Here is a 26235-nt window from a genome sequence, read left to right as displayed (position 1 = left end):
CATTAACCTTGAATGCGCAAACGCATTTCGCGCTCAGGTTCAGTCAGCGAGGCCAGGAATGCATCACGTTCGAACACGCGAGTCATGTAGCCTTTCAATTCTTTTGAACCAGCGCCGCTCAGCTCAATACCCAGTTCAGGTAAACGCCACAGCAGCGGTGCCAGGTAACAGTCAACCAAGCTAAATTCTTCGCTCATGAAATAAGGCGTCTGACCAAAGATTGGAGCAATGGCCAACAGCTCTTCGCGCAGCTGGCGACGGGCTGATTCTGCTTCCTGACCGGTTTTTTGCTCGATTTTGTACATCAGTGAATACCAGTTTTTCTCGATACGCAGCATCATCAAACGGCTTTCACCACGGGCAACCGGATACACAGGCATTAATGGAGGATGCGGGAAGCGCTCATCAAGGTATTCCATGATGATACGGGATTCATACAGAGTCAGCTCGCGATCGACCAGCGTAGGTACCGTTTGGTACGGGTTGAGGTCAATCAGGTCCTGCGGCAGGTTATCCATCTCAACCTGCTCAATCTCAACGCTGACACCTTTCTCCGCCAGTACGATACGTACTTGATGGCTAAAAATGTCGGTCGGGCCAGAGAACAGCGTCATTACCGAACGTTTGTTGGCAGCGACAGCCATGAAAACCTCCAAGTTTATCTAGAAAACAGTGCGAATAGCCAACACAACGGTTGCTATCCTGAGTAGTTTTACCGCCAGTTCACTGTCTCGACCAATACGCCGTTAATAAGCCTTGGTCGAGATAATCATTCAGCCAGGGAGATAAACGGACGTCAGCAGCTCGGCGAACAGGCACAAAAGTGTGTGATAGTTTACCAGATTTTGCTTGTTTTGTGGGGATGGTGCAGTGATTTCATGGTGATTTGTCTGACGACTCGCAGTTTAGACCGCATAATCGCAGCCCCCAATAGGGATTACTCGAATTTTAGGCATAAAAAAACCCGGTGAGGCACCGGGTTTTTAGCATTAATATGATGCCGTAAAGGCAAAAAATTAACGTTTGGAGAACTGTGGACGACGACGTGCTTTACGCAGACCCACTTTCTTACGCTCAACTTCACGCGCATCACGCGTTACGAAGCCAGCTTTACGCAGTTCACCACGCAGAGACTCGTCATACTCCATCAGTGCACGGGTGATACCGTGACGGATAGCGCCAGCCTGACCAGAAATACCACCACCTTTAACAGTGATGTACAGGTCAAACTTACCAACCATATCTAACAGTACCAGAGGCTGCATAACGACCATGCGGCCAGTCTCGCGACCGAAGTACTGTTCGATGCTACGTTGGTTAATAACGATGTTACCGCTACCCGGCTTAATAAAGACGCGTGCGGAAGAACTTTTGCGGCGACCAGTGCCGTAGTATTGATTTTCAGCCATTGCCATAATCCCGATTAAATGTCCAGAACTTGCGGTTGCTGTGCCGCATGGGTGTGCTCAGTGCCCGCGTAAACTTTCAGTTTACGGAACATTGCACGACCCAGCGGGCCCTTCGGCAGCATGCCTTTAACCGCGATTTCAATCACACGCTCAGGACGGCGGGCAATCATCTCTTCAAAGGTCGCTTGTTTGATACCACCGATGTGACCGGTGTGATGGTAATAAATCTTGTCTGTACGCTTGTTGCCGGTTACAGCAACTTTATCTGCGTTCAGAACGATGATGTAATCACCAGTATCAACGTGCGGGGTGTATTCCGCTTTATGCTTGCCGCGCAGGCGACGAGCCAGTTCAGTAGCGAGGCGACCTAAGGTCTTACCGTTCGCGTCAACAACATACCAGTCGCGTTTTACGGTTTCTGGTTTAGCTGTGAAAGTTTTCATTAAAAGCTTACCCAATTATAAGTTACACGTTGGTGAACACCCAAACGCTCAAATCAACAGTTGAGGCTCACACGACCATCAAGTCCAGCAAACCTACCCCTTCGAATAGCCTATGCTGGCACTATAAAGTTTTTGGGAAAAAAACTTTATTGTAACGTGGGGTCGCAAGATTATAGAGAAGTCGGTTGCAAAGATCGAACTGTTTTTGGCGTGAGAAGCATAAAATTACAGGTGTTCAATCGGGCGATCAACGATCGCCCTGGCGCAGAATAGCATGTTTAACCAGCAATGTGCGAGCAACGACGTCAATATACTGCAACCTGACGTTTTACGGCAGATGGGGCAGTTTAAGGTACTCTTCGCTCTGCATCTCTTGTAGGCGCGATAAACAGCGTTGATACTCGAATTTTAAGCGTTCCCCCTGATAAATTTCAAACATCGATGCTTCTGCAGAGATAATTAACTTCACTCGACGTTCGTAAAACTCATCAACCAACGCTAAAAACCGGCGTGCAGCATTTTCTTCCTTTGCCGTCATCAGGCGCAAATTGTGAAGTAATACCGTGTGATACTCGCGGGACAGCGCTATGTAATCCAACTGACTGCGAGCTTCTTCACATAATGTATGGAAATCTACCGCCAGCACGCCATCAGCAGCGCTAATAGCTGCCAGCGGGCGATGATTAATCTCCAAAACCGGCTTTTCTTCCCCCACTTTCCCCGCCAGTTTAATAAACATCTGACGCATATTTTGTTCGGTTTGCGGGTTTAACGGCGTGAGATACAAGTGTGCCTGCGTGAGTGTCCGTAACCGATAATCAATACCGGCATCGACGTTCATCACTTCGCAATATTCTTTAATCAGGGCAATAGCGGGAATGAAGCGCGCTCGCTGTAAACCGTTTTGATAGAGATTGTCCGGCGGTATGTTAGAGGTGGCAATCAACGTGATACCGCGAGCAAACAGAGCCTGCAGCAGCGTAGCCAGCAGCATGGCGTCGGTGATATCCGAAACAAAGAATTCATCAAAGCACAACACATCGGTTTGAGCTTTAAATCCGTCGGCAATTATTTCCAGCGGATTTTCATGGCCTTGCAGTTCGGCCAATTCCTGATGAACCCGCAGCATAAAGCGATGAAAATGCAGCCGAAGCTTACGATCGCCGGGCAAACTGTGGAAAAACAGATCCATTAGCCAGGTTTTTCCGCGCCCAACGCCGCCCCACATATATAACCCCTGTACTGGGGGAGTGACCGCTAAAGCGTGGTTTCTTCCTAATAAACGACTCAGGCGACCACGCAGACCCAGCGTGGGTGTCGGCCGATTTGCCCGCTCACACAAAGCCAAATAAATCTGTTCCAGTTGCTCAACCGCTTGACGCTGAACCTCGTCGGGCTGATATTCTCCAGCGGCTAAAGCCTGCTGATAACGTGCTGTAGGTGTACTAGGTTGCATGTTTTTCAACAATCCCTGATAAAATATTTATCTGTTTTTCGCTGCGCTTTTATGCTGATTTATCTGGTAATCGACGCATTTAACGACGGTAATGCCATCGGAAAAAGTATGATAACCATAGGCAAAGTTGCATCAGGATTCCACTCTGACAAGGTTAACGGTTATAGTGGGTATTATTAGTGAAAAAGCCCTACCGAACAATGAAGTCAAAAAAGGAGTCATTATGACCTGGGAGTATGCGCTTATTGGATTAGTTGTTGGTATCGCCATCGGTGCGGTAGCCATGCGCTTTGGCAATCGTAAATTGCGTCAGCAGCAAGTGCTGCAAAACGAACTGGAAAAGAGCAAATCCGATCTGGAAGAATATCGTCAGGAGTTGGTTGGTCATTTCGCCCGCAGTGCGGAATTGCTGGACAATATGGCTCGTGACTATCGTCAGCTGTATCAGCACATGGCGAAAAGCTCGAATAACCTGCTGCCTGATTTACCAATGCAGGACAACCCGTTCCGCTACCGTTTGACCGAATCCGAAGCGGATAACGATCAGGCACCGGTAAAAATGCCGCCGCGCGATTATTCCGAAGGGGCGTCCGGTTTGCTGCGTCCTGAACATCAAACCCGCGATTAATCTGACCTATCAATATGTTGTCCAGATAGCGCACTCCCCCGCGCTATCTGGTTATCTTTAATTTACCCTTCTTTTACAGTTCTATACTTACCACTCCTTGAATCACCGACCCCCGATCCCTATATGATGGAATATCACGTGGTCGCTTCTGGCGGTAATCGCAGTAGCTTTTTGAAATAAGTGAATTTTTTACCGGTCCAACGGTCTTAGCTTTCAGTGGGCCTATGCCGCAATATCACTAATTCATTCACCGTTAGGTATTGAGAGAGTTTAATCCAATGAAAAAAAAGTCATTACTTCTTAGTGCACTAGCTATAAGCGTTGGCCTTAGCCTTGCCGCTGCACCGGCGGTTACCGCAGCCCCCTTGCCAATGGCCGTCGCCGGACAACCTTTGCCAAGCCTTGCACCAATGTTAGAAAAAGTCCTGCCAGCGGTAGTCAGTGTCCATGTGACCGGCACTCAAGCGCAGCAACAGCGTTTACCGGAAGAGTTTAAATTCTTCTTCGGCCCGAATGCGCCGATGAGCAAAGAAAGCATCCGACCGTTTGAAGGCCTGGGCTCAGGCGTGATTATTAACGCCGAGAAAGGCTATGTGCTGACTAATAATCACGTTATCAATAATGCAGATAAAATCCGCGTTCAGTTGAATGATGGCCGTGAATATGATGCCAAACTGCTGGGGCGCGATGAGCAAACCGATATTGCTCTGTTACAGATTACGGATGCCAAAAACCTGAAAGCGATTCCTATCGCAGATTCAGACAATCTGCGAGTTGGTGATTTCGCCGTTGCGGTCGGTAACCCATTCGGTTTAGGCCAGACTGCAACATCCGGTATTATTTCCGCTCTGGGCCGCAGTGGCCTGAATCTGGAAGGGCTGGAAAACTTTATTCAAACCGATGCTTCTATCAACCGGGGTAATTCCGGCGGCGCGCTGGTTAACCTGAACGGCGAACTTATCGGGATTAACACGGCCATTCTGGCTCCGGGCGGCGGTAACATCGGGATCGGCTTTGCCATTCCGAGCAATATGGCGCAAAACCTAAGCCAGCAACTGATTGAGTTTGGTGAAGTCAAACGCGGCGTTTTAGGTATTAAAGGCAGTGAAATGACCGCCGACATGGCCAAAGCCTTTAATATCGACGCGCAGCGTGGCGCATTCGTCAGCGAAGTTATGCCGAAATCTGCTGCGGCGAAAGCCGGTATTAAAGCCGGTGACGTATTGGTTTCTGTGGATGGCAAGCCAATTAACAGCTTCGCCGAGCTTCGCGCTAAAGTCGGAACGACCGGGCCGGGTAAAACCATCAAAGTTGGCTTACTGCGCGACGGCAAACCGCTGGAAGTCTCGGTAACGCTGGAAAACAGCAACCCGACCTCCACCAGCGCCGAAACCCTGTCTTCATCATTACAGGGTGCGTCTTTGAGCAACACCGAAATTAAAGGCGTAGGCAAAGGCGTTAAAGTCGATAACGTCGCTAAAGGTTCCCCAGCTGCACAGGCCGGGTTACAGAAAGATGATGTGATCATCGGTATCAACCGTCAGCAAACTAAAGATATCAGCGAGTTACGGAAAGCGCTGGCAACTAAACCTGCGGTGATGGCGTTGAATATCATCCGCGGCAACGAAACCATTTATCTATTATTACGTTAATTTGTAGAAAAATCGGACACAGCACAATGCTGTGTCCGGTTAACTCATGCTATTCTGCCATCACCTATCTTTCATGCCTTAAACCTCATGTTTATTAAGCTATTGCGATCCACCATTATTGGGCTGATTGTTGCCGGTATATTACTGGCTGCGCTGCCCGTTTTGCGTTCGCCCGGTTACCTGTTCGCCGGAAAAGCAGAGAGCACAGATAGTGAAGTTCCCGTTAGCTACAACCTTGGGGTGCGCAGAGCCGCGCCTGCGGTAGTCAATGTGTACAACCGCAGCATGGGTGCCACCGCTCAGGACGGTCTGGCCATTCGCACTCTGGGTTCTGGCGTGATCATGAGTGACAAGGGCTATATTCTTACCAACAAGCACGTGGTGAATAACGCTGAGCAGATTATTGTGGCTCTGCAAGATGGGCGCGTGTCCGAAGCCTTGCTGGTTGGCTCCGACAATATGACCGATCTGGCCGTGCTAAAAATCGATGCGGGCAATTTGCCGGTTATACCGATTAATAACCACAGAATCCCACATGTTGGCGATGTGGTTCTTGCCATAGGTAACCCTTATAACCTAGGGCAAACAATTACTCAGGGCATTATCAGCGCGACTGGACGCATAGGTTTAAGCTCATCCGGTCGACAAAACTTCCTGCAAACTGATGCATCGATCAATCAGGGAAACTCGGGGGGCGCGCTGGTCAACTCTCTCGGCGAATTGGTGGGAATTAATACGTTATCTTTCGATAAAAGTAACAATGGCGAAACGCCGGAAGGCATTGGCTTCGCAATTCCTACCGTTTTAGCCACTAAAGTAATGGAAAAACTGATTCGCGATGGGCGAGTCATTCGTGGCTTTATCGGCATTACCGGCGGCGATTATCCGCCGTTCCACGCCAATACCCGCAATGCTTCCTCTAATCTGGAGCGCATTCACGGTATTAAAGTGAATCAGGTTTCGCCTAACGGCCCAGCGGCGGCGGCAAATATGCAGGTCGGTGATATTATCCTTAGTGTGAATAACAAACCGGCAATCTCTGCAGTAGAAACCATGGATCAGGTAGCCGAAGTCCGTCCTGGCACCACTATTCCCGTGGTTATTCTGCGCAATGGCGAACAAATCACCCTGAACTTAACTATCAGTGAATATCCAGACAGCTGATGGGATGAAATAATCTGAGTTACAGGCAAAAAAAGCCGGCCAGTTGAGAAACCTGACCGGCTTTTTTATATCTGGGTTCGGTTAAATCTGGCATGACTACATACCTGCCAGATTAAATCTCAGTTAGCTAAGCCGCAGCAAAGCTTACTCCCCTTGCACTCGTTCGATGTTGGCACCCAACGCACGCAGTTTGTCTTCAATACGCTCGTATCCGCGATCGATGTGATAGATACGGTCAACGATAGTTACGCCATCAGCGATACAACCCGCCAATACCAAGCTGGCTGAAGCCCGCAGGTCTGTTGCCATAACCTGCGCGCCAGAGAGCTGTTTAACGCCATGGCAAATCACGGTGTTGCTTTCTATTTCTGCACGAGCGCCCATACGAATCAATTCCGGAACGTGCATAAAGCGGTTTTCGAAGATAGTTTCGGTAATCACGCCAGTACCTTCGGCAACCAGATTCAGCAGGCTGAACTGCGCTTGCATATCCGTCGGGAAACCTGGATGCGGCGAGGTACGCAAAGTCACGGCCTTAGGACGTTCACCGTGCATATCCAGACTAATCCAGTCCTCACCTACTTCAATATCCGCGCCGGCTTCACGCAGTTTCGCCAATACCGCATCCAGAGTATCCGGACGGGTTTTGCGACACACAACTTTACCGCCAGAAATCGCCGCAGCCACCAGGAAAGTACCGGTTTCGATACGATCCGGCAGTACGCGATAAACGCCGCCGCCCAAACGCGCCACGCCTTCGATTGTGATGCGGTCAGTGCCTGCGCCGGTAATTTTTGCACCCAACGTGTTCAGGAAGTTCGCAGTATCGACGATTTCCGGTTCGCGGGCTGCGTTTTCAATAATCGTGGTGCCTTCAGCCAGTGTCGCCGCACTCATAATGGTGACGGTCGCGCCAACGCTGACCTTATCCATAACGATGTGAGCGCCTTTCAGGCGACCGTCAACGGAGGCTTTAACGTAGCCTTCTTCCAGTTTGATTTCAGCGCCAAGCTGTTCCAAACCAGAGATATGCAGGTCAACCGGACGAGCACCGATAGCGCAGCCGCCTGGTAAAGAAACCTGACCGCGACCAAAACGCGCAACCAAAGGCCCTAACGCCCAAATGGAGGCGCGCATGGTTTTCACCAGATCGTAAGGCGCGCAGAATACATCAACCCCGCTGGCATCAACAAAAATCGAGCCATTACGCTCAATTTTAGTACCCAGTTGGCTCAGTAATTTAATAGTGGTATCGATGTCCTTCAGATGAGGAACATTCTGTAATTCCACCGGTTCTTCGGCCAACAACGCGGCAAACATAATTGGCAGGGCAGCGTTTTTAGCGCCGGAAATAGTGACTTCACCACTTAGGCGAGTCCGCCCCTGCACACGAAATTTCTCCATTTGACTACTCTCTGTTGTCAGATTCGATGTCGCTGTTCGCCGTAGCCAACAGCATTAAAAGCCGTTAAGTTTGCGATCCCGCTGCCACTCTTGAGGCGTATAAGCTTTGATCGATAAAGCATGAATGCGGTTATCAGCGATGTATTCCATCAAAGGCGCATACACAGCCTGCTGTTTCTTCACGCGGCTCATATCGGCAAATAACTCACCGACAGCAATCACCTGAAAATGACTACCGTCGCCGGTCACGTGTGCTTCCTGTAGTGCCAATGCGTTCATCAGCACATCTTTAATTTCGTTGGTATCCATAATATTCATTCTATTTTCAGAGGATCATAATCAGTCAAACATAGTAGATGAATACGGCGAGCTCTTAAACTAAAGAAAAGCCCCTGTGTCGTAAGTTACGTACAGGGGCCAGAATGCCGTTATGCTCAACTAAGGTCGTGCGACGCGCTAAGTTGCCGCCGTGACTGGAATTATTTCCTGTAAATTGTATAACGTAATCAGCGTCGCCAAACGATCGCTGACGCCTGAAATTTTCAGCTCGACGCCTCGCTGATGCAACGCTTCACGTAAATGAACCAGCAACGCCAAACCTGAAGAGTCAACACGCTGTAACTGCGCCACATTCAGGCAAGTTTTATCCGCCAGCAAAGCGTTCCGCTGCTGCCACAGTGGCAGCAAGGTTTCACGATCCAGATCCCCAATCAGCCACAGCGTGCTGCCTTGGGATTCCCAGCGAAGCTCATCTGCCATAATTATTTTTGATCCAACGTAATAGGCTGTTTGGCGGCGATTAACAATTGCTTAGTCAAACCGTCTACACCCTGAGTGCGCAAAATCGATGCCCATTCATTCTGCTTGGTGCTGATCATGCTGACGCCTTCCGCAATCATGTCAAAGGCTTGCCAGTGACCAGTTTGACTATTTTTACGCCATTGGAAATCCAAACGCACCGGAGGTCGTCCATTGGGGTCCAAAATGGTGACGCGGATAGCGATAATATTAGCATCACCCAGCGGGTGTTCTGGCGCAATTTGGTAAGTTTGACCGTGATATAAAGCCAATGCCTGGCCGTAGGCCTGTTCCAGATATTGGCCAAAAGCGTTGAAATAGGCTTCGCGCTGAGCTGGCGTGGCGCTTTTGTAATAAGTGCCTAGCACTAAGGCTCCGGCGTATTTAATCTGCACGAACGGCATCAGTTCTTCATGAACGATGGTGCGCAGATAATCTGGATTCTGCTTAATTTTAGGCTGTTCGTTTTTCAGACGAGTGAAAGTTTTTTGCGCTGCATCGTCCATCAGACGATAAGGGTTGGTTTGATCCACGGCATTTGCCAACGGTGCCACCACCAACAGTGCGACCATTAATAAACGTTTAAACATTCAAATGCCCTCTTAATGAATTTGAGCCGCGGGAGGAGTAGAACCCCCTGCCGGTGCAGTTTCAGGTGTTTCCTGATTATTACCGCCGCTTTTGTACAGGAACTGGCCGATTAAATCTTCCAGAACCAATGCAGATTTGGTGTCCTGAATGGTGCCACCCTCTTTCAAAATACTGGTGCCCATTTCCGGATCTTCAAAACCCACGTTTAACGCCAGATATTGTTCGCCCAATAAACCTGAGGTACGAATCGCTAAAGAGCTGGTATCAGGAATTCGGTTATATTGATCCTCTATATCAATCGCAACTCGCGGACTGTAATTTTTGGTATCAAGAGTAATATCGGCCACCCGTCCTACCACTACACCACCAATTTTAACCGGTGAACTGGCTTTCAGGCCGCCAATATTATCAAAAGTGGCATATATCCGGTAAGTAGGCTGATTGCCAACAGATTTAATATCCGCCACTTTCAGGCATAAAAAGATGATTGCCGCTAAGGCAATCACGATAAATAGGCCCACCCAGACTTCAGTTTTCTTCGTTTGCATCGACTCAATTCCCAAACATCAGTGCTGTCAGCACAAAATCTAATCCCAGTACCGCCAGTGATGAATGCACCACGGTACGGGTCGTTGCCCGGCTAATCCCTTCTGATGTTGGGATTGCATCATACCCATTGAACAGCGCAATCCAGGTCACGGTAATGGCAAATACCAGACTCTTGATCAGGCAATTCAGTAAATCTGTACGCCAATCAACCGCGCCCTGCATGGCTGACCAGAAGAAGCCGCTATCGATACCTTTCCAGTCCACGCCAACCACGGAGCCACCCCAGATACCGACTGCGACAAAAATTGCCGTCAGCAGAGGCATACTGATTAAACCGGCCCAAAAGCGGGGCGCAACAACCCGGCGCAATGGATCGATAGCCATCATTTCCAGACTGGAGATTTGCTCGGTGGCTTTCATCAGGCCGATTTCTGCGGTCAGCGCAGAACCGGCTCGCCCGGCGAACAATAACGCCGTCACCACCGGTCCTAGCTCACGTAGCAAGGACAGTGAGACCATCATGCCCAGACTGGCTTCTGCGCTATAGGTGGTCAGAATCAGATAGCCTTGCAAGCCCAGCACCATGCCGATAAAGAGGCCAGAAACGACAATAATCAGCAGGGATTGTACCCCCACGCTATAAAGCTGCTTTACCAGTAGCGGTAACTGCTTGCGCGGTTGCGGGCAACCAATTATGGCGTTGAACAACATCAATCCCGCTCGCCCGAACGTAGCGCAAATATTAATACCTTTGCGGCCTACGGACGCTAACGTCTGTACTAACATGAACACTCCATCAGCCTAATAGCTCGGTTTTATAATCGCCCGCCGGGAAACGGAATGGTACCGGCCCGTCAGCGATGCCATCCAGGAATTGACGCACCCGAGGATCGCTATTGGTTTGTAACTGCTTCGGCGTTCCTTCAGCAATAACATGCTGATCGGCAACGATATAGGCATAATCCGCGATGCTAAGCACTTCTGGCACATCGTGAGAAACCACGACGCAGGTTACGCCCAACGCATGATTCAGCTCATCAATCAGCTTAACCAATACCCCCATAGTGATTGGGTCCTGCCCGACAAAAGGCTCATCAAACATGATGAGTTCAGGATCCAATGCAATAGCCCGCGCCAGCGCCGCACGACGAGCCATACCGCCCGAAAGCTCGGCCGGCATAAGATTTGCCGCACCGCGCAGCCCCACGGCTTCCAGCTTCATCATCACCGTGCTGTGTAGCAGTTCTTCCGGTAGATGACCATGTTCGCGCAGCGGAAAAGCCACGTTTTCAAACACCGTCAAATCGGTAAACAAAGCTCCAGACTGGAACAACATGCTCATTTTTTTACGCACGTCATACAGGCGATGTCTGGAAAGTGATGGAATATTATCGCCATCAAACCAGATTTCACCGGCGTCCGGAGTTAGCTGCCCGCCAATCAAACGCAGCAGCGTGGTTTTTCCTATACCCGACGGCCCCATAATAGCGGTGACTTTGCCCTTAGGTACGGTCATGTTGATATCTGTAAAAATAGGGCGCTCTCCGCGGGTAAAACTCATCCTACGGATCTCAATCAGATTAGACACCGGCTGATTCATGCTTATTTATCCCTTCAGGCCGTTTATTACCTATTTAACCGCCAATGCTACAGTAAATGGAGTCAATAGGTGTAACGCGTAGCATTCTTACAACTTATTTGCGCTTTTTCGTAGCCAAAGTGGCCATAAGTTTTACTTTTCCGACGCCCACAGTCAAAATTAGTGCATTAAGAGAATGAGAGCGAAAGCTCAAACAAATGCCCTTTCGCCAACGGACCGGGGATTATACCCAATAAGGACTCTGCATGTTTCTTGCGATAGCATTATTAATCGTTGGCTTGGTTTTATTGGTGTACGGCGCGGATCGCCTGGTGTACGGCGCCGCCGTTTTGTCCCGCTCGTTAGGTGTTCCACCGTTAATTATCGGTATGACCATTGTCGGCATCGGCACCTCTCTACCTGAATTGATTGTTTCAGTTACGGCCGCACTCAATAACCAAACCGATATGGCCGTGGGTAACGTTATCGGCTCAAACATTACCAATTTGCTGCTGATTATTGGCGGAGCCGCGTTTATTCGCCCGCTGACGGTAAGATCAGAAATTCTGCAACGAGAACTCCCGTTAATGTTGGTGGTCACTGTTCTGTGCGGCTTTGTGCTATCTAACAATTATCTTAGCCAATGGGATGGGGTTATTTTACTGACTGCCGCCGCCGCTTTTATCACCCTGATGTTGAAGATTGCCCGTCTGGCGCACAATGAAGGTAACGATATTCTTACCCGCGAGCAATTATCAGAATTGCCTCAGGACAGCAGTAATACCGTGGCCTGTCTGTGGCTGGTGCTGGCGTTTATTATATTACCGCTTTCCGCCAAAATTGTGGTTGATAATGCCACGGTGATTGCCCGCTTCTTTGGGCTGAGTGAGTTAGTCATTGGTTTAACAGTGATTGCCATCGGCACCAGCCTGCCAGAATTGGCGACTTCTATAGCCGGCGCACTAAAAGGCGAGGATGATATGGCCATCGGTAATATCATCGGCTCCAATATTTTTAATATCGTGATCGTATTGGGCGTACCGGCGTTATTGTCTCCGGGTGCAATTAATCCGGAAGCTTTCCAGCGAGATTACTGGGTAATGCTGGTTGTAAGCGTCATATTTACCCTACTTTGCCTTGGGCGAAAACAACGAATCGGTCATCTGGCCGGCGCTCTGTTATTATGTGGCTTTATCGCGTACCTTGCGGTGCTATTTTTCGCCCCTTTCAGCGCAGTATTATAAAACGAGCGGGAACTGAGTATGTCGAACGTTGCTTTGCATCCGGATGTAGATTTTCAACAGGCCGGTAAACAGGTATTACAGATCGAACGTGATGGCCTGGCCGAACTTGATCAATATATTAATGAAGATTTCGCTCGCGCCTGCGAGAAAATGTTCCATTGTCAGGGCAAGATCGTCGTGATGGGCATGGGGAAATCTGGCCACATCGGTTGCAAAATTGCGGCCACCTTCGCCAGTACCGGTTCACCGGCCTTCTTTGTACATCCGGGGGAAGCTAGCCACGGCGATTTGGGAATGGTAACACCGCAGGATATCGTGCTGGCCATTTCTAATTCCGGCGAATCCAACGAGATTCTGGCATTGATTCCGGTGTTGAAACGTCAACGCATTCCATTGATCTGTATGACGAACAATCCAAACAGCACCATGGGCAAGGCCGCAGATATTCATTTATGCATCAAAGTGCCGCAGGAAGCCTGCCCACTGGGTCTGGCGCCAACCACCAGCACTACCGCGACCTTGGTGATGGGCGATGCATTAGCCGTCGCGCTGCTGAAAGCCCGTGGCTTTACTCAGGAAGACTTCGCGCTGTCCCATCCCGGCGGCGCACTGGGGCGTAAACTACTCTTGCGCATCAGCGATATCATGCACACTGGCGATGATATTCCCCACGTCAGTCCCGATGCTTCGCTGCGTGATGCATTATTAGAGATCACTCGGAAGAATCTTGGTTTAACCGTTATCTGTAACGACTTGATGAAGATCGAGGGTATCTTTACCGACGGCGACTTACGCCGCGTATTTGATATGGGTATCGACCTGAATAACGCCAAAATTGCCGATGTAATGACCCGCGGCGGCGTTCGGGTACGCCCGAATATTCTGGCGGTTGATGCGCTAAATCTGATGGAATCACGTCATATCACCGCGCTATTAGTGGCTGACGGTGACCAATTATTGGGCGTGGTTCATATGCATGACATGCTGAGAGCAGGCGTCGTATAAAGGATATGGAATGAGTAACACTGAGTATGCGGACACTTGCTACGGGCCGGTAACCGCAGATGTAATGCAAAGAGCGGCCAAAATCCGGCTGCTGATTTGCGACGTGGACGGCGTGATGTCCGACGGCCTGATTTTTATGGGCAACGATGGCGAAGAGCTGAAAAGCTTTAATGTCCGCGATGGTTATGGCATCCGCTGCCTGCTCACCTCTGGGATTGAAGTGGCCATTATCACCGGCCGTTCAGCAAAGTTACTGGAAGACCGAGCTAAAACCTTGGGGATTACTCATCTTTACCAAGGGCAACCCAATAAGCTTTTGGCCTATGGTGAACTGTTAGATACACTCTCCTGTCAGCCTGAGGAAGTCGCGTACATCGGTGACGACCTGATTGACTGGCCGGTGATGGCACAGGTTGGTTTATCCGTAGCGGTGGCAGATGCCCACCCTCTGCTGCTACCTAAAGCACATTATGTTACGCGGATAAACGGCGGGCGCGGTGCAGTGCGTGAATTATGCGATTTAATACTGCTTGCGCAGGATAAGCTGGAAGGTGCCGAAGGGTTGTCGATATGAGTAAAACAAAATTTTGGATCACGCTAATACTGGCGTTGATTACGCTGTCGCTGATTGGCTGGAACTTTTCCGGATTTAATCAGAAAGATCAGAATATTCCAGTCGACGATAATGAACCGACCTACCAAAGTCAGCATACGGTGACGGTAGTTTATAATCCGGTCGGTAAACTCAATTACAAACTGGTGGCGGAAGATGTTAAAAATTACACCACCAAAGAGGTGACCTGGTTTACCAAACCGGTCATGACCATGTTTGATGAAAATGCCGTAGCGACTTGGTCAGTCCGCGCCGATCGCGCCAAACTGACCGATGACAGAATGCTGTATTTATACGGTAATGTGGTCGTGGACAGTTTAACCACCACTTCGCAATTGCAGAAAATCAAAACCGATAATGCGCAGGTTAATTTGATCACTCAGGATGTATCCTCAGACGATGAAGTTACCCTTTATGGCATTGGGTTTACATCTAACGGCATGAAAATGCGTGGGAATTTGCGGAACAAAACCGCCGAGCTGATTGAAAAGGTTAAAACCTATTATGAAATCCAAAAATAAAATGCGTCACCTCCTGATTGCCAGCTCGCTTTTGGTCGCAAGCGTTCCGGCTCTGGCATTAACCGGCGATACCGATCAGCCAATTAATATTACGTCGGATAAACAAGCTCTGGACATGACCGGTAATACCGCCACTTTCACGGACAATGTGATCGTGAAGCAAGGTAGTATCGAAATTAAAGCCGATAAAATGGTTATTACTCGTCCCGGCGGCGATCAAAGTAAAACGGTGATCGAAGGTTTTGGTAATCCGGTGACTTTCTATCAAATGCAGGACAACGGGAAACCGGTAAAAGGCCACGGCCAGAAACTGCGTTATGAAGTGGCCAAAGAATTCGTTATTTTGACCGGTAATGCCTATCTGGAACAGCTGGATAGCAATATCAAAGGTGACAAAATCACCTACCTGGTGAAAGAGCAGCAAATGGAAGCCTTCAGTGATAAAGGCAAGCGAGTCACCACCGTGCTATTACCATCCCAGTTACAAGACAAAGGCCCAAACGCTAACGGCCAAAAGAAGAGTAAGTAAAAACTTATGGCAACATTAATCGCAGAAAAGCTGGCTAAGGCTTACAAAGGCCGTAAAGTGGTCGAAGACGTTAGCCTGAAAGTGAATTCCGGTGAGATCGTTGGCCTGCTGGGCCCAAACGGTGCCGGTAAAACCACCACTTTCTATATGGTTGTCGGTATCGTTCAACGGGACGCCGGGCGTATCGTGATTGATGAAGAAGATATCAGTCTGCTGCCGTTGCATGAACGCGCTCGTCGCGGGATTGGCTATCTGCCGCAGGAGGCCTCTATCTTCCGCCGCCTGAGCGTCTATAACAACCTGATGGCCGTGCTGGAAATTCGCAACGACTTGTCCGGCGAACAACGTAAAGAGCGTGCTGAAGAGCTGATGGAAGAATTTCATATCACCCATCTGCGCGACAGCCTAGGGCAATCTCTTTCCGGTGGTGAACGTCGCCGTGTGGAAATCGCCCGCGCGCTGGCAGCTAATCCAAAATTCATCCTGCTGGATGAGCCTTTTGCCGGCGTCGATCCTATTTCCGTGATTGATATCAAGAAGATTATCGAGCATCTGCGTGACAGTGGCCTTGGCGTACTGATTACCGACCATAACGTGCGGGAAACGCTGGACGTTTGTGAACGAGCCTATATCGTCAGCCAGGGGCACTTAATCGCCCACGGCACGCCGCAAGAAATTCTGGCGGATGAGCAGGTTAAGCGCGTCTATTTAGGCGAAGAATTCCGCCTTTGATGTTTGTTTTTTTGGTTCGTGATTCACTAAGGGAAATCGCCGTAATCCTATGAAGCAAGGTTTGCAACTCAGGTTCAGCCAACAGCTGGCCATGACCCCCCAACTCCAACAGGCTATCCGTTTGTTGCAGCTCTCTACGCTTGAGCTTCAGCAGGAGATTCAGTTGGCGCTGGAAAGCAACCCGCTGCTTGAGCAAACGGATGTCCACGAAGAAGTCGACGCCAAAGAGGTTGAGGAGCGGGACGATCTGGATACCCGCGAAGCCCTTGAACAAAAGGATATGCCGGAAGAACTGCCGTTAGACGCGACTTGGGATGAAATTTATACCGCCGGTACGCCTTCAGGTATGGGTAATGATTACAGCGACGATGAACTGCCGGTTTATCAGGGTGAAACGACCCAGTCTCTGCAAGATTACCTGATGTGGCAGGTGGAACTGACGCCGTTTTCCGATACCGATAGCGCCATCGCGACCTCCATCGTCGATGCGGTGGATAACACTGGCTATCTCACCGTGCCGCTGGAAGATATTCTGGAAAGCATGGGTGATGAAAGCCTGACGCTAGAAGAAGTGGAAGCGGTGCTAAAGCGCATCCAGCATTTTGATCCTATTGGCGTAGCGGCGCGCAATCTACGGGAATGTCTGTTGGTTCAGCTCTCTCAGTATGCAAAAGAGACGCCTTATCTGAACGAAGCCAAGTTGATCGTCAGCGATTATCTGGATTTGTTAGGTAACCATGATTTCCGCACGATGATCCGCTTAAGTCGCTTAAAAGAAGATACACTTAAAGAAGCGATCGCGCTGATTCAGTCTTTGGATCCGCGCCCCGGCCAGTCGATCAATACCGGTGAGTCCGAGTATGTGATTCCTGACGTTCTGGTACGCAAAGAACGCAGCGGTTGGACGGTAGAACTGAACGCGGACAGCATTCCGCGCCTGAAAATCAATCAGCAGTATGCCGCCATGGGTGGCAGCGCGCGTAATGACAGCGACGGTCAGTTTATTCGCAGTAATCTGCAAGAGGCAAAATGGCTGATTAAAAGCCTGGAAAGCCGCAACGAAACGCTGCTTAAAGTAGCGCGTTGTATTGTCGAACAGCAGATTGAGTTCTTTGAAAACGGTGAAGAACATATGAAACCCATGGTACTGGCGGATATCGCGCAGGCCGTGGATATGCATGAATCGACGATTTCCCGCGTGACTACGCAGAAGTTCCTGCACAGCCCACGGGGTATTTTCGAGCTAAAGTATTTTTTCTCCAGCCATGTGAATACCGAAAGCGGAGGCGAAGCCTCTTCTACGGCGATCCGGGCATTGGTGAAGAAGTTGGTGGCGGCAGAAAACCCTGCCAAACCACTGAGCGACAGCAAGCTAACCACCCTGCTTTGCGAGCAAGGCATTATGGTGGCGCGGCGAACCGTTGCGAAATACCGAGAGTCGTTATCCATCCCGCCGTCCAATCAACGTAAACAGTTGGTTTGACCCGAACAGAGAAGGAAGACACTATGCAGCTCAACATTACCGGACATCACGTCGAGATAACCGAACCTTTACGCGAATTTGTTACCACGAAATTTGCCAAACTTGAGCAATACTTCGATCGTATTAATCAGGTCTATGTGGTTTTAAGCTTGGAGAAAGTGCAACAAATAGCGGAAGCGACAGTCCATGTGAATGGAGGAGAGTTGCATGCAACCTCGGAACACCAGGATATGTATGCGGCCATTGACGGTCTGATCGATAAATTAGCCCGTCAATTAAACAAACATAAAGATAAATTAAAGCAACATTAAGAACATGATGACCGCCAGACTTATATGCCATACAGATTTCAGGATACAGGAAGGCCGCAAACCAAAGAAACTCATAAACTTACATCACTAAGTGATTGGGTGAATGATAGCAGCCAACACCAAGTAGTTTGAAAAATAACGGATATATAGTCTAAAGGGAAAGGTTCTTCACTCACTGTAGCCAGTCGCGCTACATTACCTGAGTCGGCGACATGGATTGACCAGCCGCCGACATCAGGAGTGAAACAGCGCTTAAGTGAAAGATGAGATGACCAACGATTTAGCCATGCAATTAGACTCGGTATTAAATATCGAGTGCACCAAAAGCTCCGTTCACTGCTCGAGTAAAAAACGGGCACTGGAAATCATCAGCGAGCTTGCTGCCAAGCAGCTTAACTTGCCGTCACAGGTCGTTTTCGACGCTGTGCTAACCCGCGAACGTATGGGCAGTACCGGTATTGGTAATGGCATCGCCATTCCTCACGGCAAGTTAGAGGAAGACACGCTGCGTGCCGTCGGCGTTTTCATTCGTCTGGATCAACCTATCGCTTTTGATGCTATTGATAATCAGCCGGTTGACCTGTTATTTGCCTTGCTGGTTCCAGCCGATCAATGTAAAACCCACCTACATACTTTATCTTTAGTCGCTAAACGATTAGCAGATAAAACAGTGTGTCGACGTTTACGAGCGGCACAAAGTGATGATGAGCTGTATCAAATCATTACAGAAGTTCCGGCTGAAACTCAATGATAAAGCTAGCTTTTCTGCCGTAACGCTCTTATTTTACCAGTGATGGATTCCGGCCTGTAAGCCGGAATAAAAGTTTCTAATTGTGGCGCATAACGCCATTGAGATACCTAGGGGAGTTGCCACATGGTGCTGATGATTGTCAGCGGCCGTTCCGGTTCAGGGAAGTCTGTTGCCTTACGTGCCCTTGAAGATATGGGCTTTTATTGCGTCGACAACTTGCCCGTTGTGCTATTGCCACAGCTGGCGCAAACGCTCGCTGACCTGAACATCTCCGCTGCGGTAAGTATTGATGTCCGCAATATGCCGGAATCTCCGGAGGTATTCGAACATGCCATGGCTCAGTTGCCGGACACGTTCTCACCGCAGCTGCTGTTTTTGGATGCCGATCGCAATACCTTGATTCGCCGCTACAGCGATACTCGCCGCCTGCATCCTCTCTCCAATAAGAATCTGTCGTTGGAAAGCGCTATCGATGAAGAAAGCGCCCTGCTGGAGCCACTGCGCTCGCGCGCCGATCTGATTATCGATACCTCGGAAATGTCGGTGCATGAACTGGCCGAAATGCTACGTACTCGCCTACTCGGGAAACGTGAGCGTGAATTGACGATAGTATTTGAGTCATTCGGCTTCAAACACGGCTTACCTATTGATGCAGACTATGTTTTCGACGTTCGTTTCCTGCCTAACCCGCACTGGGATCCAAAACTGCGCCCGATGACCGGTTTGGATCGCCCCGTTGCCGCCTTCCTCGATCGCCATACGGAAGTGCACAATTTTATCTATCAAACCCGCAGCTATCTCGAGCAGTGGCTGCCGATGCTGGAAACCAATAACCGCAGCTATCTAACGGTCGCTATTGGCTGCACCGGTGGTAAACACCGTTCAGTTTATGTTGCTGAACAGCTTGCCGACTATTTCCGCTCCCGTGGCAAAAACGTTCAGTCTCGTCATCGTACGCTGGAAAAACGTAAATAATGACCGTCAAACAGACCGTTGAGATCAAAAACAAGCTGGGCATGCACGCCAGACCGGCGATGAAATTGTTCGAACTGGTGCAAAGTTTTGACGCAGAGGTCATGCTACGCAATGACAGCGGGACAGAAGCCGAAGCCAGCAGCGTGATTGCGCTGCTGATGCTGGATTCTGCCAAAGGCCGCCAGATTGAGGTGGAAGCCACCGGGCCAGACGAAGTGTCTGCGTTGGCCGCAGTGATCGAACTGTTTAATTCCGGCTTCGATGAAGATTGATATCGGCTATTTATGCGCGATATCAGCCTTTGGTTAAAAGAGTATTTGGCTCTTTGCTGGCGTCATCGGCTGGAGCCTTCGGTTTCACCGCCTGATTTTACTCACTTCTGAATGTTTTTTACTCTTCGAGATATCTTCGCCCTGATTAATTTATCCTCGGCCCTGGTCACTCTCTTCCTCCCGCTTAACCGCCGTCGCAAAACCGCTGCGTAATAAAACCCGCTGGGTAATCGTTTGCTAATTGCAAAAAATGCACGGTTTACCCCTTGCAGAGAACGCAGGCACGAGTATAATTCGCCACAATTTGCCGGGAGAATCCATGAAAAACAGCGAGCGTTTTGTTGAATATCATCAGATTGAAAATCGACAAAATCGTCTGCCAATTGGCGGTCAGCTGCCGTGGTTTCTGCCGTTGCCAAACCGATCTTATCAGGCCCCTCGTTGAGGGGCTTTTTTTTGCCCGCCAAACGGACGGCGATGTCGAATGCCAGGCAAATAGATTCAGGATTTTATATTCACGCTGATTTTATATTTACTCTGATTTTACATTCACGCTAAAGACACACCAGGGGCAGCCCCATGCCACGGGCTAGCACAGAGGAGAGCGAAACATGGCCAATCCGTTGTATCAAAAACACATTATTTCAATTAACGATCTCAGCCGCGAAGAACTGGAACTGGTACTTCGCACCGCCGCCAGCCTGAAAAGCCATCCGCAGCCTGAATTGTTAAAGCATAAAGTGATCGCCAGCTGTTTCTTCGAAGCCTCCACGCGCACTCGTCTGTCCTTTGAAACCGCCATCCACCGCCTGGGTGCCTCCGTCGTGGGTTTTTCCGATAGCAGCAATACTTCGTTAGGCAAGAAAGGGGAAACGCTGGCAGATACCCTCTCCGTTATCAGCACCTACGTTGATGCCATTGTGATGCGCCATCCTCAGGAAGGTGCCGCACGTTTGGGCGCAGAATTCTCCGGCAATGTACCGGTACTGAACGCCGGTGATGGTGCTAACCAGCACCCAACCCAAACCCTGCTGGATCTGTTTACCATTCAGGAAACTCAGGGGCGTCTGGATAATATTAATATCGCGATGGTCGGCGATCTGAAATATGGCCGCACCGTGCATTCACTAACGCAGGCGCTGGCGAAATTTAACGGTAACCGCTTCTTCTTTATCGCCCCAGATGCGTTGGCGATGCCCACTTACATTTTGAAAATGCTGGAAGAAAAAGGCATTCAATACAGCCTGCATGCCAGCATCGAAGAAGTGGTTCCAGAACTGGATATTCTGTATATGACCCGGGTGCAAAAAGAGCGTCTGGACCCATCCGAATATGCCAACGTGAAGGCGCAGTTTGTGCTGCGGGCGGCCGATCTGGCCGACGCGCGCGATCATCTGAAAGTTCTCCACCCGCTGCCGCGTATTGATGAAATCACTACCGATGTAGATAAAACGCCGTATGCCTACTATTTCCAGCAGGCCGGTAACGGAATTTTTGCGCGTCAGGCGCTGTTGGCTCTGGTTTTAAACGCTGAATTGGCTCTTTAAGGGGAAAGGTATGACTCAGGATTACAAACTACAGGTAGAAGCGATCAAATGTGGCACGGTCATTGACCATATTCCAGCACAAATCGGCTTTAAGCTACTGTCTCTGTTCAAACTGACCGCGACCGATCAGCGTATTACCATTGGCCTGAACCTGCCGTCCAATCAACTCGGCCGCAAAGATCTGATCAAGATCGAGAACACTTTCCTGACCGAGCAACAGGCAAACCAACTGGCAATGTATGCGCCACACGCCACGGTTAACCGCATCGATAATTACAATGTGGTGAAGAAGCTGACCCTTAGCCTGCCAGATCGTATTGACGGCGTGCTGACCTGCCCGAACGGTAACTGCATTAGCCGTAACGAACCGGTCGATTCCAGTTTCCAGGTAAAAGCTCTGCGAGATGAAGTGTTGCTGAAGTGCAAATACTGTGAGAAAGAGTTCGACCATCAGGTGGTGATGCAGGCCGATTAATCCGGGAAGACTCGCTGTCTCCGCCGCGACTTACTCAGCGGCGGACACTGTGAACTACCGCAATCATTTTATTTCCTTAGGTTGCCGTAATTCCCCTCCGCCCTATAATAGCGGTGATTACAGAGTATCCCTTTCCGCTTTACGTAAACCAGGAGTCAACATGTCACGTATTATCAGCACTGAGCTTGCCCCCGCAGCGATTGGTCCTTATGTTCAAGGTGTCGATCTGGGCAGCATGATCATCACTTCCGGCCAAATCCCGGTTGACCCAAAAACCGGCGCAGTTGCCGAAGACGTTTCAGCTCAGGCACGTCAATCCCTCGAAAACGTGAAAGCCATTGTCGAAGCAGCAGGCCTGAAAGTTGCAGATATCGTCAAAACTACGGTATTCGTGAAAGACTTAAACGATTTCAGCACGGTCAACGCGACTTATGAAGCCTTCTTTGCTGAACATAACGCGCCATTCCCAGCACGTTCTTGCGTTGAAGTCGCTCGCTTGCCAAAAGACGTAAAAATCGAGATCGAAGCTATCGCCGTTCGTCGCTAATCCCGACGGCGTGCCGATCACGGCTGACTCACGTCAGCCGTGATAGCTTAGCGTCACATCAGACACTCCCGTCATAACATCCCTGTCTGTTCATCCTCCCTGATTTGCTAATTCCTTCATAAAGAGAGCATCCTGCCCTTAATTGCGGCCATAGTTATAATGTATATATAAATCAATACATTGCATAAATAAAACAGTTTATGAATAAAGTAGTTTATGGAAAAAGTAGCGCTATAATCCAAACCGGGGCGTTACTTTTTAATCCAGTAAATACCCTCATAAGGTCGAAGTTCCATCGCCTCTGGATGAACTGGGGCATCGTCGTAACTGCTCATCAGCAATGACCAACCGCCTAACTCCAGATTTTCTGGCTGCCATCCCATCGGCTTATTGCTAAGATTCGCTACCACCAGCAAACGTTTATCCTGCCAACTGCGTAAATAACACCACAGGCTAGGATGTTCTGGGCAAAGATCCTGATAATCACCGTAGGTGAAAATATCCTGCTGTTTGCGCAAGGCAATCAGGCGCTGATAGGCGTAAAACACTGAGTTTTCATCCGCCAGCGCTGCGCTAACGTTAACTTCTGGATAGTTGTTGCACGGCGAGATCCACGGCGTAGCCTGGCTAAAACCGGCGTTAGCACTGTTATCCCACTGCATTGGCGTGCGGCCATTATCTCGTGACTTAGTGGCTAAAATCGCCAATAACTCATCGGCCTGACGCCCGGACTCACTCAGTTCAGCAAACATATTCAGGCTTTCAACATCGCGATACTGCTCAATCGAAGTGAAGCCAGGGTTAGTCATGCCTATCTCTTCCCCTTGATAAATATAGGGAGTCCCCTGCATACCGTGCAATACCATTCCCAACATCTTGGCGGCAGGGACGCGCAGCGGTCCTTCATCACCAAACCGGGAAACAATGCGCGGCTGATCGTGGTTACACCAGAACAGCGCGTTCCACGCCTGGTTATGCATACCCTGCTGCCAAGTGGAGAAAATACTTTTTAGTTCAACCAGATCCGGCTCGGCCAGCGACCATTTTTCACCGTTCAGATAATCCACTTTCAGATGATGGAAATTGAAAGTCATCGACAGCTCGCCACCGTTTAACGCCGCATAACGCTGGCAATGCTCTAAACGAGTGGACGACATTTCACCCACGGTCATTAAACCGCGAGGCTGGAAGACATCGCGACTCATCTCTTGCAGGAACTCGTGAATGCGCGGGCCATCGGTATAGAAGCGGCGACCGTCCCCATCAAAATCGTTGGGGAAGTCCTGCTGTTTGGATACCAAATTGATCACATCTAAACGCAGACCATCGACGCCTAAATCGGCCCAGAACTCGCAGACTTTTTTCAGCTCATCCCGTACCGGCTGGTGCTCCCAGTTTAAATCCGCCTGCTCGGTGGCAAACAGATGCAAATAATATTGGCCGCTTTCCGCATGCCACTGCCAGGCATTACCGCCGAATTTTGAGCGCCAATTATTAGGTAGCTGATCCCCTTCACCGTCGCGCCAGAGATAAAATTGACGGTACGGGCTGGCCGGATCTTTTGCCGCCTGGAACCAGGCATGTTCAGTTGAAGTATGGTTGAACACCATATCCATTACGATACGAATACCGCGCTGATGAGCGGCTTCAACCAAGGTTTTAAAGTCTTCCAACGTGCCGTAAGCCGGATCGATGGCACAATAATCAGCCACGTCGTAACCGTTATCAACCTGCGGAGAGAGATAGACCGGCGTCAGCCAAATAGCATCGACGCCCAATTTTTGCAGATAGTCCAAACGGCTAGTTACACCGGCTAAGTCACCGTAACCGTTACCGGTAGTATCCTGAAAGCTTTTTGGGTAGATCTGATAGATGACACCGTTTTGCCACCAGGGAATGGGATTATTCATAGCGTGAACTCTTATTCATTTAAAAAATTGCCCCGTAATCGGTACGGGGCTCGACGCATATCAGACCGGTAATTCCCCACGGCTGTCTTTGCGTTTATAAACCAGAATAGTCAGGAACAATGGCACAATAATCGCCACCAGCATCGCCAACGAATAAATCGCCCAGAACTTCGGCTGTATGGACAAAATTCCCGGCAAACCGCCGACGCCAATACCGTTCGCCATAACGCCACTTAAACCGCAAATTAGACCAGCGATACCGGAACCCACCATGGCACACAGCATTGGGAAGCGATATTTCAGGTTAATCCCATACATAGCCGGCTCGGTAACGCCCAGATAGGCCGAAATCGCCGCTGGAACCGAAATTTCGCGTTCGTTAACTTTGCGGCTAATAATGATAATGCCCAGTACTGCGGAAGCCTGCGCGATATTGGATAAAGCGATTAATGGCCACACCGGCGTGCCGCCCATGCTTTGAACCATTTGCATATCAATCGCCAAGGTCGTTTGATGCACCCCGGTAATCACCAACGGCGCGTACAGGAAACCAAACAGAGCCGCGCCAATCGGCGCAAAGCTGCCGGTCATTACCGCTTTCACTCCCCAAGCCACGCCATCGCCAATCATACGGCCAAACGGCCCAATCAACGTATGCGCCAGGAATACGGCCAATAACAGAGAAACAACCGGAACAATAACCAGATACAGGTAAGCAGGAATGATTTTCTTCAGATTGACTTCAATCCAACCTAAGGCTAGCCCTGCCAAAATGGAGGGAATAACCTGTGCCTGATAGCCCACTTTCTCAATGGTGAACCAACCAAAGTTCCATACCTCCGGCAGTTGCTGTCCCAGCATGTAGGAGTTCATCAACTGCGGCGAAACCAGCGTAATCCCCAGTACGATACCCAATACCGGCGTACCGCCCATTTTTTTCACTGTAGACCAGCAAATCGCCACCGGCAGATAGAAGAAAATCGCCTCGCCCAACAGCCACAGGAAATCGTAGATGGTTTTCCACGCCGGATGCGCCTGCGCCAGCGTCATTCCGTCGGACATAGGAATATCGCCGATCACATTGCGGAAACCGAGGATCAACCCGCCTGAAATCAGCGCCGGTAACAACGGGAAGAAGATCTCGGCGAAATGGGAAATACCGCGTTCAAACCAGGTCATGTTCTGCCGCGCCGCCAACTTGGTTTGCTCTTTATCGGCTTCGGCATGACCAATGGTGGCAATCAGAGCCTTGTAGTAATCATCAACATCTGGCCCGATAACCACTTGAAATTGACCGGCGTTGGTAAAGCAGCCTTTGACCATCCGCAAGTTTTCAATAGCTTTTGGATCGGCCTTGGCCGGATTGTTTAAGACAAAACGCAGCCGGGTAATACAGTGGCTGACAGTGGCAATATTCTCCCTGCCTCCCACCAATACGATCAGTTGATCGATGTCTTGTTGCTTTACTTTGCTCATTTCAACGTACCTTTCATAAGGTGGGATCCCGCGCATTGACTGAAATAAACACGCGAATAATTAAATTAGTGGCTCATTAAAGATTAGCTACTGATTTGTTTTTATGAAATGGGAACGTTCCCAAGCTGTGCCGAAGATCACAATTTAACGGCTTTTTTTGCTTACTTAACC

31 protein-coding genes are annotated in these 26235 nt (G+C 49.6%); 18 read left to right on the top strand and 13 right to left on the bottom strand.

Annotated features, from left to right (window positions below):
* Positions 1–2 precede the first annotated feature (2 nt).
* From sspA to zapE, 4 genes are all read right to left on the bottom strand, one after another.
* Positions 3–644: a stringent starvation protein SspA gene (gene sspA / locus DBA33_RS04430; protein ID WP_049597875.1), complete on the bottom strand. Its 642-nt coding sequence runs from the start codon at positions 642–644 to the stop codon at positions 3–5.
* A gap of 372 nt (positions 645–1016) precedes the next feature.
* Positions 1017–1409 (bottom strand): 30S ribosomal protein S9, encoded by a 393-nt coding sequence (rpsI, locus tag DBA33_RS04425; protein WP_038241165.1) that lies wholly within the window; start codon positions 1407–1409, stop codon positions 1017–1019.
* 14 nt (positions 1410–1423) lie between these two features.
* Entirely contained in the window at positions 1424–1852 is a 429-nt protein-coding gene (gene rplM, locus DBA33_RS04420) for a 50S ribosomal protein L13 (RefSeq protein ID WP_049597880.1), read from the bottom strand.
* A 328-nt stretch (positions 1853–2180) separates the two neighbouring features.
* On the bottom strand, positions 2181–3308 hold the full coding sequence (gene zapE, locus DBA33_RS04415) for a cell division protein ZapE (protein ID WP_064515338.1): 1128 nt from the start codon (positions 3306–3308) through the stop codon (positions 2181–2183).
* A 223-nt stretch (positions 3309–3531) separates the two neighbouring features.
* On the opposite strand from zapE, the gene zapG reads away from it, so the two are divergent.
* The 3 genes from zapG (at position 3532) to degS (ending at position 6752) form a co-directional block, all read left to right on the top strand.
* Positions 3532–3936 carry a Z-ring associated protein ZapG gene (gene zapG / locus DBA33_RS04405; protein ID WP_049597883.1) on the top strand — a complete coding sequence of 135 codons (405 nt, stop codon included), beginning with the start codon at positions 3532–3534 and terminating at the stop codon, positions 3934–3936.
* Between the two features lie 278 nt (positions 3937–4214).
* The gene (gene degQ / locus DBA33_RS04400) at positions 4215–5588 is read left to right on the top strand and encodes a serine endoprotease DegQ (protein WP_120805669.1); all 1374 of its coding nucleotides are present in this window, start codon (positions 4215–4217) and stop codon (positions 5586–5588) included.
* Between the two features lie 87 nt (positions 5589–5675).
* On the top strand, positions 5676–6752 hold the full coding sequence (gene degS / locus DBA33_RS04395; RefSeq protein ID WP_064515342.1) for an outer membrane-stress sensor serine endopeptidase DegS: 1077 nt from the start codon (positions 5676–5678) through the stop codon (positions 6750–6752).
* 144 nt (positions 6753–6896) lie between these two features.
* Here degS and murA read toward each other — a convergent pair whose 3' ends face one another.
* The 7 genes from murA to mlaF form a co-directional block, all read right to left on the bottom strand.
* The gene (gene murA / locus DBA33_RS04390) at positions 6897–8156 is read right to left on the bottom strand and encodes a UDP-N-acetylglucosamine 1-carboxyvinyltransferase (RefSeq protein ID WP_064515344.1); all 1260 of its coding nucleotides are present in this window, start codon (positions 8154–8156) and stop codon (positions 6897–6899) included.
* A 54-nt stretch (positions 8157–8210) separates the two neighbouring features.
* Positions 8211–8465: a BolA family iron metabolism protein IbaG gene (ibaG, locus tag DBA33_RS04385; protein WP_025381593.1), complete on the bottom strand. Its 255-nt coding sequence runs from the start codon at positions 8463–8465 to the stop codon at positions 8211–8213.
* A gap of 147 nt (positions 8466–8612) precedes the next feature.
* Positions 8613–8915, bottom strand: a complete 303-nt coding sequence (gene mlaB, locus DBA33_RS04380; RefSeq protein WP_064515346.1) for a lipid asymmetry maintenance protein MlaB — start codon at positions 8913–8915, stop codon at positions 8613–8615.
* Positions 8916–8917: 2 nt separating this feature from the next.
* The gene (mlaC, locus tag DBA33_RS04375; protein WP_064515348.1) at positions 8918–9544 is read right to left on the bottom strand and encodes a phospholipid-binding protein MlaC; all 627 of its coding nucleotides are present in this window, start codon (positions 9542–9544) and stop codon (positions 8918–8920) included.
* A 12-nt stretch (positions 9545–9556) separates the two neighbouring features.
* Entirely contained in the window at positions 9557–10093 is a 537-nt protein-coding gene (gene mlaD / locus DBA33_RS04370; protein ID WP_064515350.1) for an outer membrane lipid asymmetry maintenance protein MlaD, read from the bottom strand.
* A 4-nt stretch (positions 10094–10097) separates the two neighbouring features.
* Positions 10098–10880, bottom strand: a complete 783-nt coding sequence (gene mlaE / locus DBA33_RS04365; protein ID WP_064515352.1) for a lipid asymmetry maintenance ABC transporter permease subunit MlaE — start codon at positions 10878–10880, stop codon at positions 10098–10100.
* 10 nt (positions 10881–10890) lie between these two features.
* Positions 10891–11694 (bottom strand): phospholipid ABC transporter ATP-binding protein MlaF, encoded by an 804-nt coding sequence (mlaF, locus tag DBA33_RS04360; protein ID WP_064515354.1) that lies wholly within the window; start codon positions 11692–11694, stop codon positions 10891–10893.
* A gap of 245 nt (positions 11695–11939) precedes the next feature.
* On the opposite strand from mlaF, the gene DBA33_RS04355 reads away from it, so the two are divergent.
* From DBA33_RS04355 to ridA, 15 genes are all read left to right on the top strand, one after another.
* The gene (locus DBA33_RS04355; RefSeq protein WP_064515356.1) at positions 11940–12917 is read left to right on the top strand and encodes a calcium/sodium antiporter; all 978 of its coding nucleotides are present in this window, start codon (positions 11940–11942) and stop codon (positions 12915–12917) included.
* A gap of 18 nt (positions 12918–12935) precedes the next feature.
* Complete coding sequence (gene kdsD / locus DBA33_RS04350; RefSeq protein ID WP_064515358.1) at positions 12936–13922, top strand: arabinose-5-phosphate isomerase KdsD; 987 nt, start codon at positions 12936–12938, stop codon at positions 13920–13922.
* 10 nt (positions 13923–13932) lie between these two features.
* Positions 13933–14496 (top strand): 3-deoxy-manno-octulosonate-8-phosphatase KdsC, encoded by a 564-nt coding sequence (gene kdsC, locus DBA33_RS04345; protein ID WP_064515360.1) that lies wholly within the window; start codon positions 13933–13935, stop codon positions 14494–14496.
* Positions 14493–15056 carry an LPS export ABC transporter periplasmic protein LptC gene (gene lptC, locus DBA33_RS04340; protein ID WP_049597901.1) on the top strand — a complete coding sequence of 188 codons (564 nt, stop codon included), beginning with the start codon at positions 14493–14495 and terminating at the stop codon, positions 15054–15056. The genes kdsC and lptC overlap by 4 nt, the downstream gene beginning before the upstream one ends.
* Positions 15040–15585, top strand: coding sequence for a lipopolysaccharide ABC transporter substrate-binding protein LptA (gene lptA / locus DBA33_RS04335; RefSeq protein ID WP_064515362.1), 546 nt, complete (start codon positions 15040–15042; stop codon positions 15583–15585). The genes lptC and lptA overlap by 17 nt, the downstream gene beginning before the upstream one ends.
* Before the next feature lie 6 nt (positions 15586–15591).
* Entirely contained in the window at positions 15592–16317 is a 726-nt protein-coding gene (gene lptB / locus DBA33_RS04330) for an LPS export ABC transporter ATP-binding protein (protein WP_064515364.1), read from the top strand.
* A gap of 49 nt (positions 16318–16366) precedes the next feature.
* Positions 16367–17800 (top strand): RNA polymerase factor sigma-54, encoded by a 1434-nt coding sequence (rpoN, locus tag DBA33_RS04325; RefSeq protein WP_064515366.1) that lies wholly within the window; start codon positions 16367–16369, stop codon positions 17798–17800.
* Between the two features lie 23 nt (positions 17801–17823).
* Positions 17824–18111 carry a ribosome hibernation promoting factor gene (gene hpf / locus DBA33_RS04320; RefSeq protein WP_004722398.1) on the top strand — a complete coding sequence of 96 codons (288 nt, stop codon included), beginning with the start codon at positions 17824–17826 and terminating at the stop codon, positions 18109–18111.
* 268 nt (positions 18112–18379) lie between these two features.
* On the top strand, positions 18380–18862 hold the full coding sequence (gene ptsN, locus DBA33_RS04315) for a PTS IIA-like nitrogen regulatory protein PtsN (RefSeq protein WP_049597907.1): 483 nt from the start codon (positions 18380–18382) through the stop codon (positions 18860–18862).
* A gap of 123 nt (positions 18863–18985) precedes the next feature.
* Positions 18986–19837 carry an RNase adapter RapZ gene (gene rapZ, locus DBA33_RS04310; protein WP_064515368.1) on the top strand — a complete coding sequence of 284 codons (852 nt, stop codon included), beginning with the start codon at positions 18986–18988 and terminating at the stop codon, positions 19835–19837.
* Positions 19837–20109 (top strand): PTS phosphocarrier protein NPr, encoded by a 273-nt coding sequence (gene npr, locus DBA33_RS04305; protein ID WP_064515370.1) that lies wholly within the window; start codon positions 19837–19839, stop codon positions 20107–20109. The genes rapZ and npr overlap by 1 nt, the downstream gene beginning before the upstream one ends.
* A 319-nt stretch (positions 20110–20428) precedes the next feature.
* Complete coding sequence (locus tag DBA33_RS21150) at positions 20429–20554, top strand: hypothetical protein (RefSeq protein ID WP_268806850.1); 126 nt, start codon at positions 20429–20431, stop codon at positions 20552–20554.
* A gap of 166 nt (positions 20555–20720) precedes the next feature.
* Positions 20721–21656 (top strand): aspartate carbamoyltransferase, encoded by a 936-nt coding sequence (pyrB, locus tag DBA33_RS04300; protein ID WP_064515372.1) that lies wholly within the window; start codon positions 20721–20723, stop codon positions 21654–21656.
* A 10-nt stretch (positions 21657–21666) separates the two neighbouring features.
* Positions 21667–22131 (top strand): aspartate carbamoyltransferase regulatory subunit, encoded by a 465-nt coding sequence (pyrI, locus tag DBA33_RS04295; protein WP_049597915.1) that lies wholly within the window; start codon positions 21667–21669, stop codon positions 22129–22131.
* 160 nt (positions 22132–22291) lie between these two features.
* Positions 22292–22678 (top strand): 2-iminobutanoate/2-iminopropanoate deaminase, encoded by a 387-nt coding sequence (gene ridA / locus DBA33_RS04290; protein WP_064515374.1) that lies wholly within the window; start codon positions 22292–22294, stop codon positions 22676–22678.
* 251 nt (positions 22679–22929) lie between these two features.
* On the opposite strand, the gene treC is transcribed toward ridA, so the two are convergent.
* Both treC and treB read right to left on the bottom strand, forming a co-directional pair.
* Positions 22930–24588 (bottom strand): alpha,alpha-phosphotrehalase, encoded by a 1659-nt coding sequence (gene treC / locus DBA33_RS04285; RefSeq protein WP_064515377.1) that lies wholly within the window; start codon positions 24586–24588, stop codon positions 22930–22932.
* Between the two features lie 60 nt (positions 24589–24648).
* Positions 24649–26064, bottom strand: a complete 1416-nt coding sequence (gene treB, locus DBA33_RS04280; protein WP_120805665.1) for a PTS trehalose transporter subunit IIBC — start codon at positions 26062–26064, stop codon at positions 24649–24651.
* Positions 26065–26235 lie beyond the last annotated feature (171 nt).

It is taken from the genome of Yersinia sp. IP36721 (assembly GCF_003634395.1).
Classification (GTDB): Bacteria; Pseudomonadota; Gammaproteobacteria; order Enterobacterales; family Enterobacteriaceae; genus Yersinia; species Yersinia entomophaga.
Note: the sequence above shows the minus strand (reverse complement) of the source record. Positions and strands in the feature narration are given on the sequence as shown.

Excerpts from the sequence above, each read along its gene's own strand:
- sspA (WP_049597875.1), bottom strand. The coding sequence starts at position 644 with ATGGCTGTCGCTGCCAACAAACGTTCGGTAATGACGCTGTTCTCTGGC.
- rpsI (WP_038241165.1), bottom strand. The coding sequence starts at position 1,409 with ATGGCTGAAAATCAATACTACGGCACTGGTCGCCGCAAAAGTTCTTCC.
- rplM (WP_049597880.1), bottom strand. The coding sequence starts at position 1,852 with ATGAAAACTTTCACAGCTAAACCAGAAACCGTAAAACGCGACTGGTAT.
- zapE (WP_064515338.1), bottom strand. The coding sequence starts at position 3,308 with ATGCAACCTAGTACACCTACAGCACGTTATCAGCAGGCTTTAGCCGCT.
- zapG (WP_049597883.1), top strand. The coding sequence starts at position 3,532 with ATGACCTGGGAGTATGCGCTTATTGGATTAGTTGTTGGTATCGCCATC.
- degQ (WP_120805669.1), top strand. The coding sequence starts at position 4,215 with ATGAAAAAAAAGTCATTACTTCTTAGTGCACTAGCTATAAGCGTTGGC.
- degS (WP_064515342.1), top strand. The coding sequence starts at position 5,676 with ATGTTTATTAAGCTATTGCGATCCACCATTATTGGGCTGATTGTTGCC.
- murA (WP_064515344.1), bottom strand. The coding sequence starts at position 8,156 with ATGGAGAAATTTCGTGTGCAGGGGCGGACTCGCCTAAGTGGTGAAGTC.
- ibaG (WP_025381593.1), bottom strand. The coding sequence starts at position 8,465 with ATGGATACCAACGAAATTAAAGATGTGCTGATGAACGCATTGGCACTA.
- mlaB (WP_064515346.1), bottom strand. The coding sequence starts at position 8,915 with ATGGCAGATGAGCTTCGCTGGGAATCCCAAGGCAGCACGCTGTGGCTG.
- mlaC (WP_064515348.1), bottom strand. The coding sequence starts at position 9,544 with ATGTTTAAACGTTTATTAATGGTCGCACTGTTGGTGGTGGCACCGTTG.
- mlaD (WP_064515350.1), bottom strand. The coding sequence starts at position 10,093 with ATGCAAACGAAGAAAACTGAAGTCTGGGTGGGCCTATTTATCGTGATT.
- mlaE (WP_064515352.1), bottom strand. The coding sequence starts at position 10,880 with ATGTTAGTACAGACGTTAGCGTCCGTAGGCCGCAAAGGTATTAATATT.
- mlaF (WP_064515354.1), bottom strand. The coding sequence starts at position 11,694 with ATGAATCAGCCGGTGTCTAATCTGATTGAGATCCGTAGGATGAGTTTT.
- DBA33_RS04355 (WP_064515356.1), top strand. The coding sequence starts at position 11,940 with ATGTTTCTTGCGATAGCATTATTAATCGTTGGCTTGGTTTTATTGGTG.
- kdsD (WP_064515358.1), top strand. The coding sequence starts at position 12,936 with ATGTCGAACGTTGCTTTGCATCCGGATGTAGATTTTCAACAGGCCGGT.
- kdsC (WP_064515360.1), top strand. The coding sequence starts at position 13,933 with ATGAGTAACACTGAGTATGCGGACACTTGCTACGGGCCGGTAACCGCA.
- lptC (WP_049597901.1), top strand. The coding sequence starts at position 14,493 with ATGAGTAAAACAAAATTTTGGATCACGCTAATACTGGCGTTGATTACG.
- lptA (WP_064515362.1), top strand. The coding sequence starts at position 15,040 with ATGAAATCCAAAAATAAAATGCGTCACCTCCTGATTGCCAGCTCGCTT.
- lptB (WP_064515364.1), top strand. The coding sequence starts at position 15,592 with ATGGCAACATTAATCGCAGAAAAGCTGGCTAAGGCTTACAAAGGCCGT.
- rpoN (WP_064515366.1), top strand. The coding sequence starts at position 16,367 with ATGAAGCAAGGTTTGCAACTCAGGTTCAGCCAACAGCTGGCCATGACC.
- hpf (WP_004722398.1), top strand. The coding sequence starts at position 17,824 with ATGCAGCTCAACATTACCGGACATCACGTCGAGATAACCGAACCTTTA.
- ptsN (WP_049597907.1), top strand. The coding sequence starts at position 18,380 with ATGACCAACGATTTAGCCATGCAATTAGACTCGGTATTAAATATCGAG.
- rapZ (WP_064515368.1), top strand. The coding sequence starts at position 18,986 with ATGGTGCTGATGATTGTCAGCGGCCGTTCCGGTTCAGGGAAGTCTGTT.
- npr (WP_064515370.1), top strand. The coding sequence starts at position 19,837 with ATGACCGTCAAACAGACCGTTGAGATCAAAAACAAGCTGGGCATGCAC.
- DBA33_RS21150 (WP_268806850.1), top strand. The coding sequence starts at position 20,429 with ATGAAAAACAGCGAGCGTTTTGTTGAATATCATCAGATTGAAAATCGA.
- pyrB (WP_064515372.1), top strand. The coding sequence starts at position 20,721 with ATGGCCAATCCGTTGTATCAAAAACACATTATTTCAATTAACGATCTC.
- pyrI (WP_049597915.1), top strand. The coding sequence starts at position 21,667 with ATGACTCAGGATTACAAACTACAGGTAGAAGCGATCAAATGTGGCACG.
- ridA (WP_064515374.1), top strand. The coding sequence starts at position 22,292 with ATGTCACGTATTATCAGCACTGAGCTTGCCCCCGCAGCGATTGGTCCT.
- treC (WP_064515377.1), bottom strand. The coding sequence starts at position 24,588 with ATGAATAATCCCATTCCCTGGTGGCAAAACGGTGTCATCTATCAGATC.
- treB (WP_120805665.1), bottom strand. The coding sequence starts at position 26,064 with ATGAGCAAAGTAAAGCAACAAGACATCGATCAACTGATCGTATTGGTG.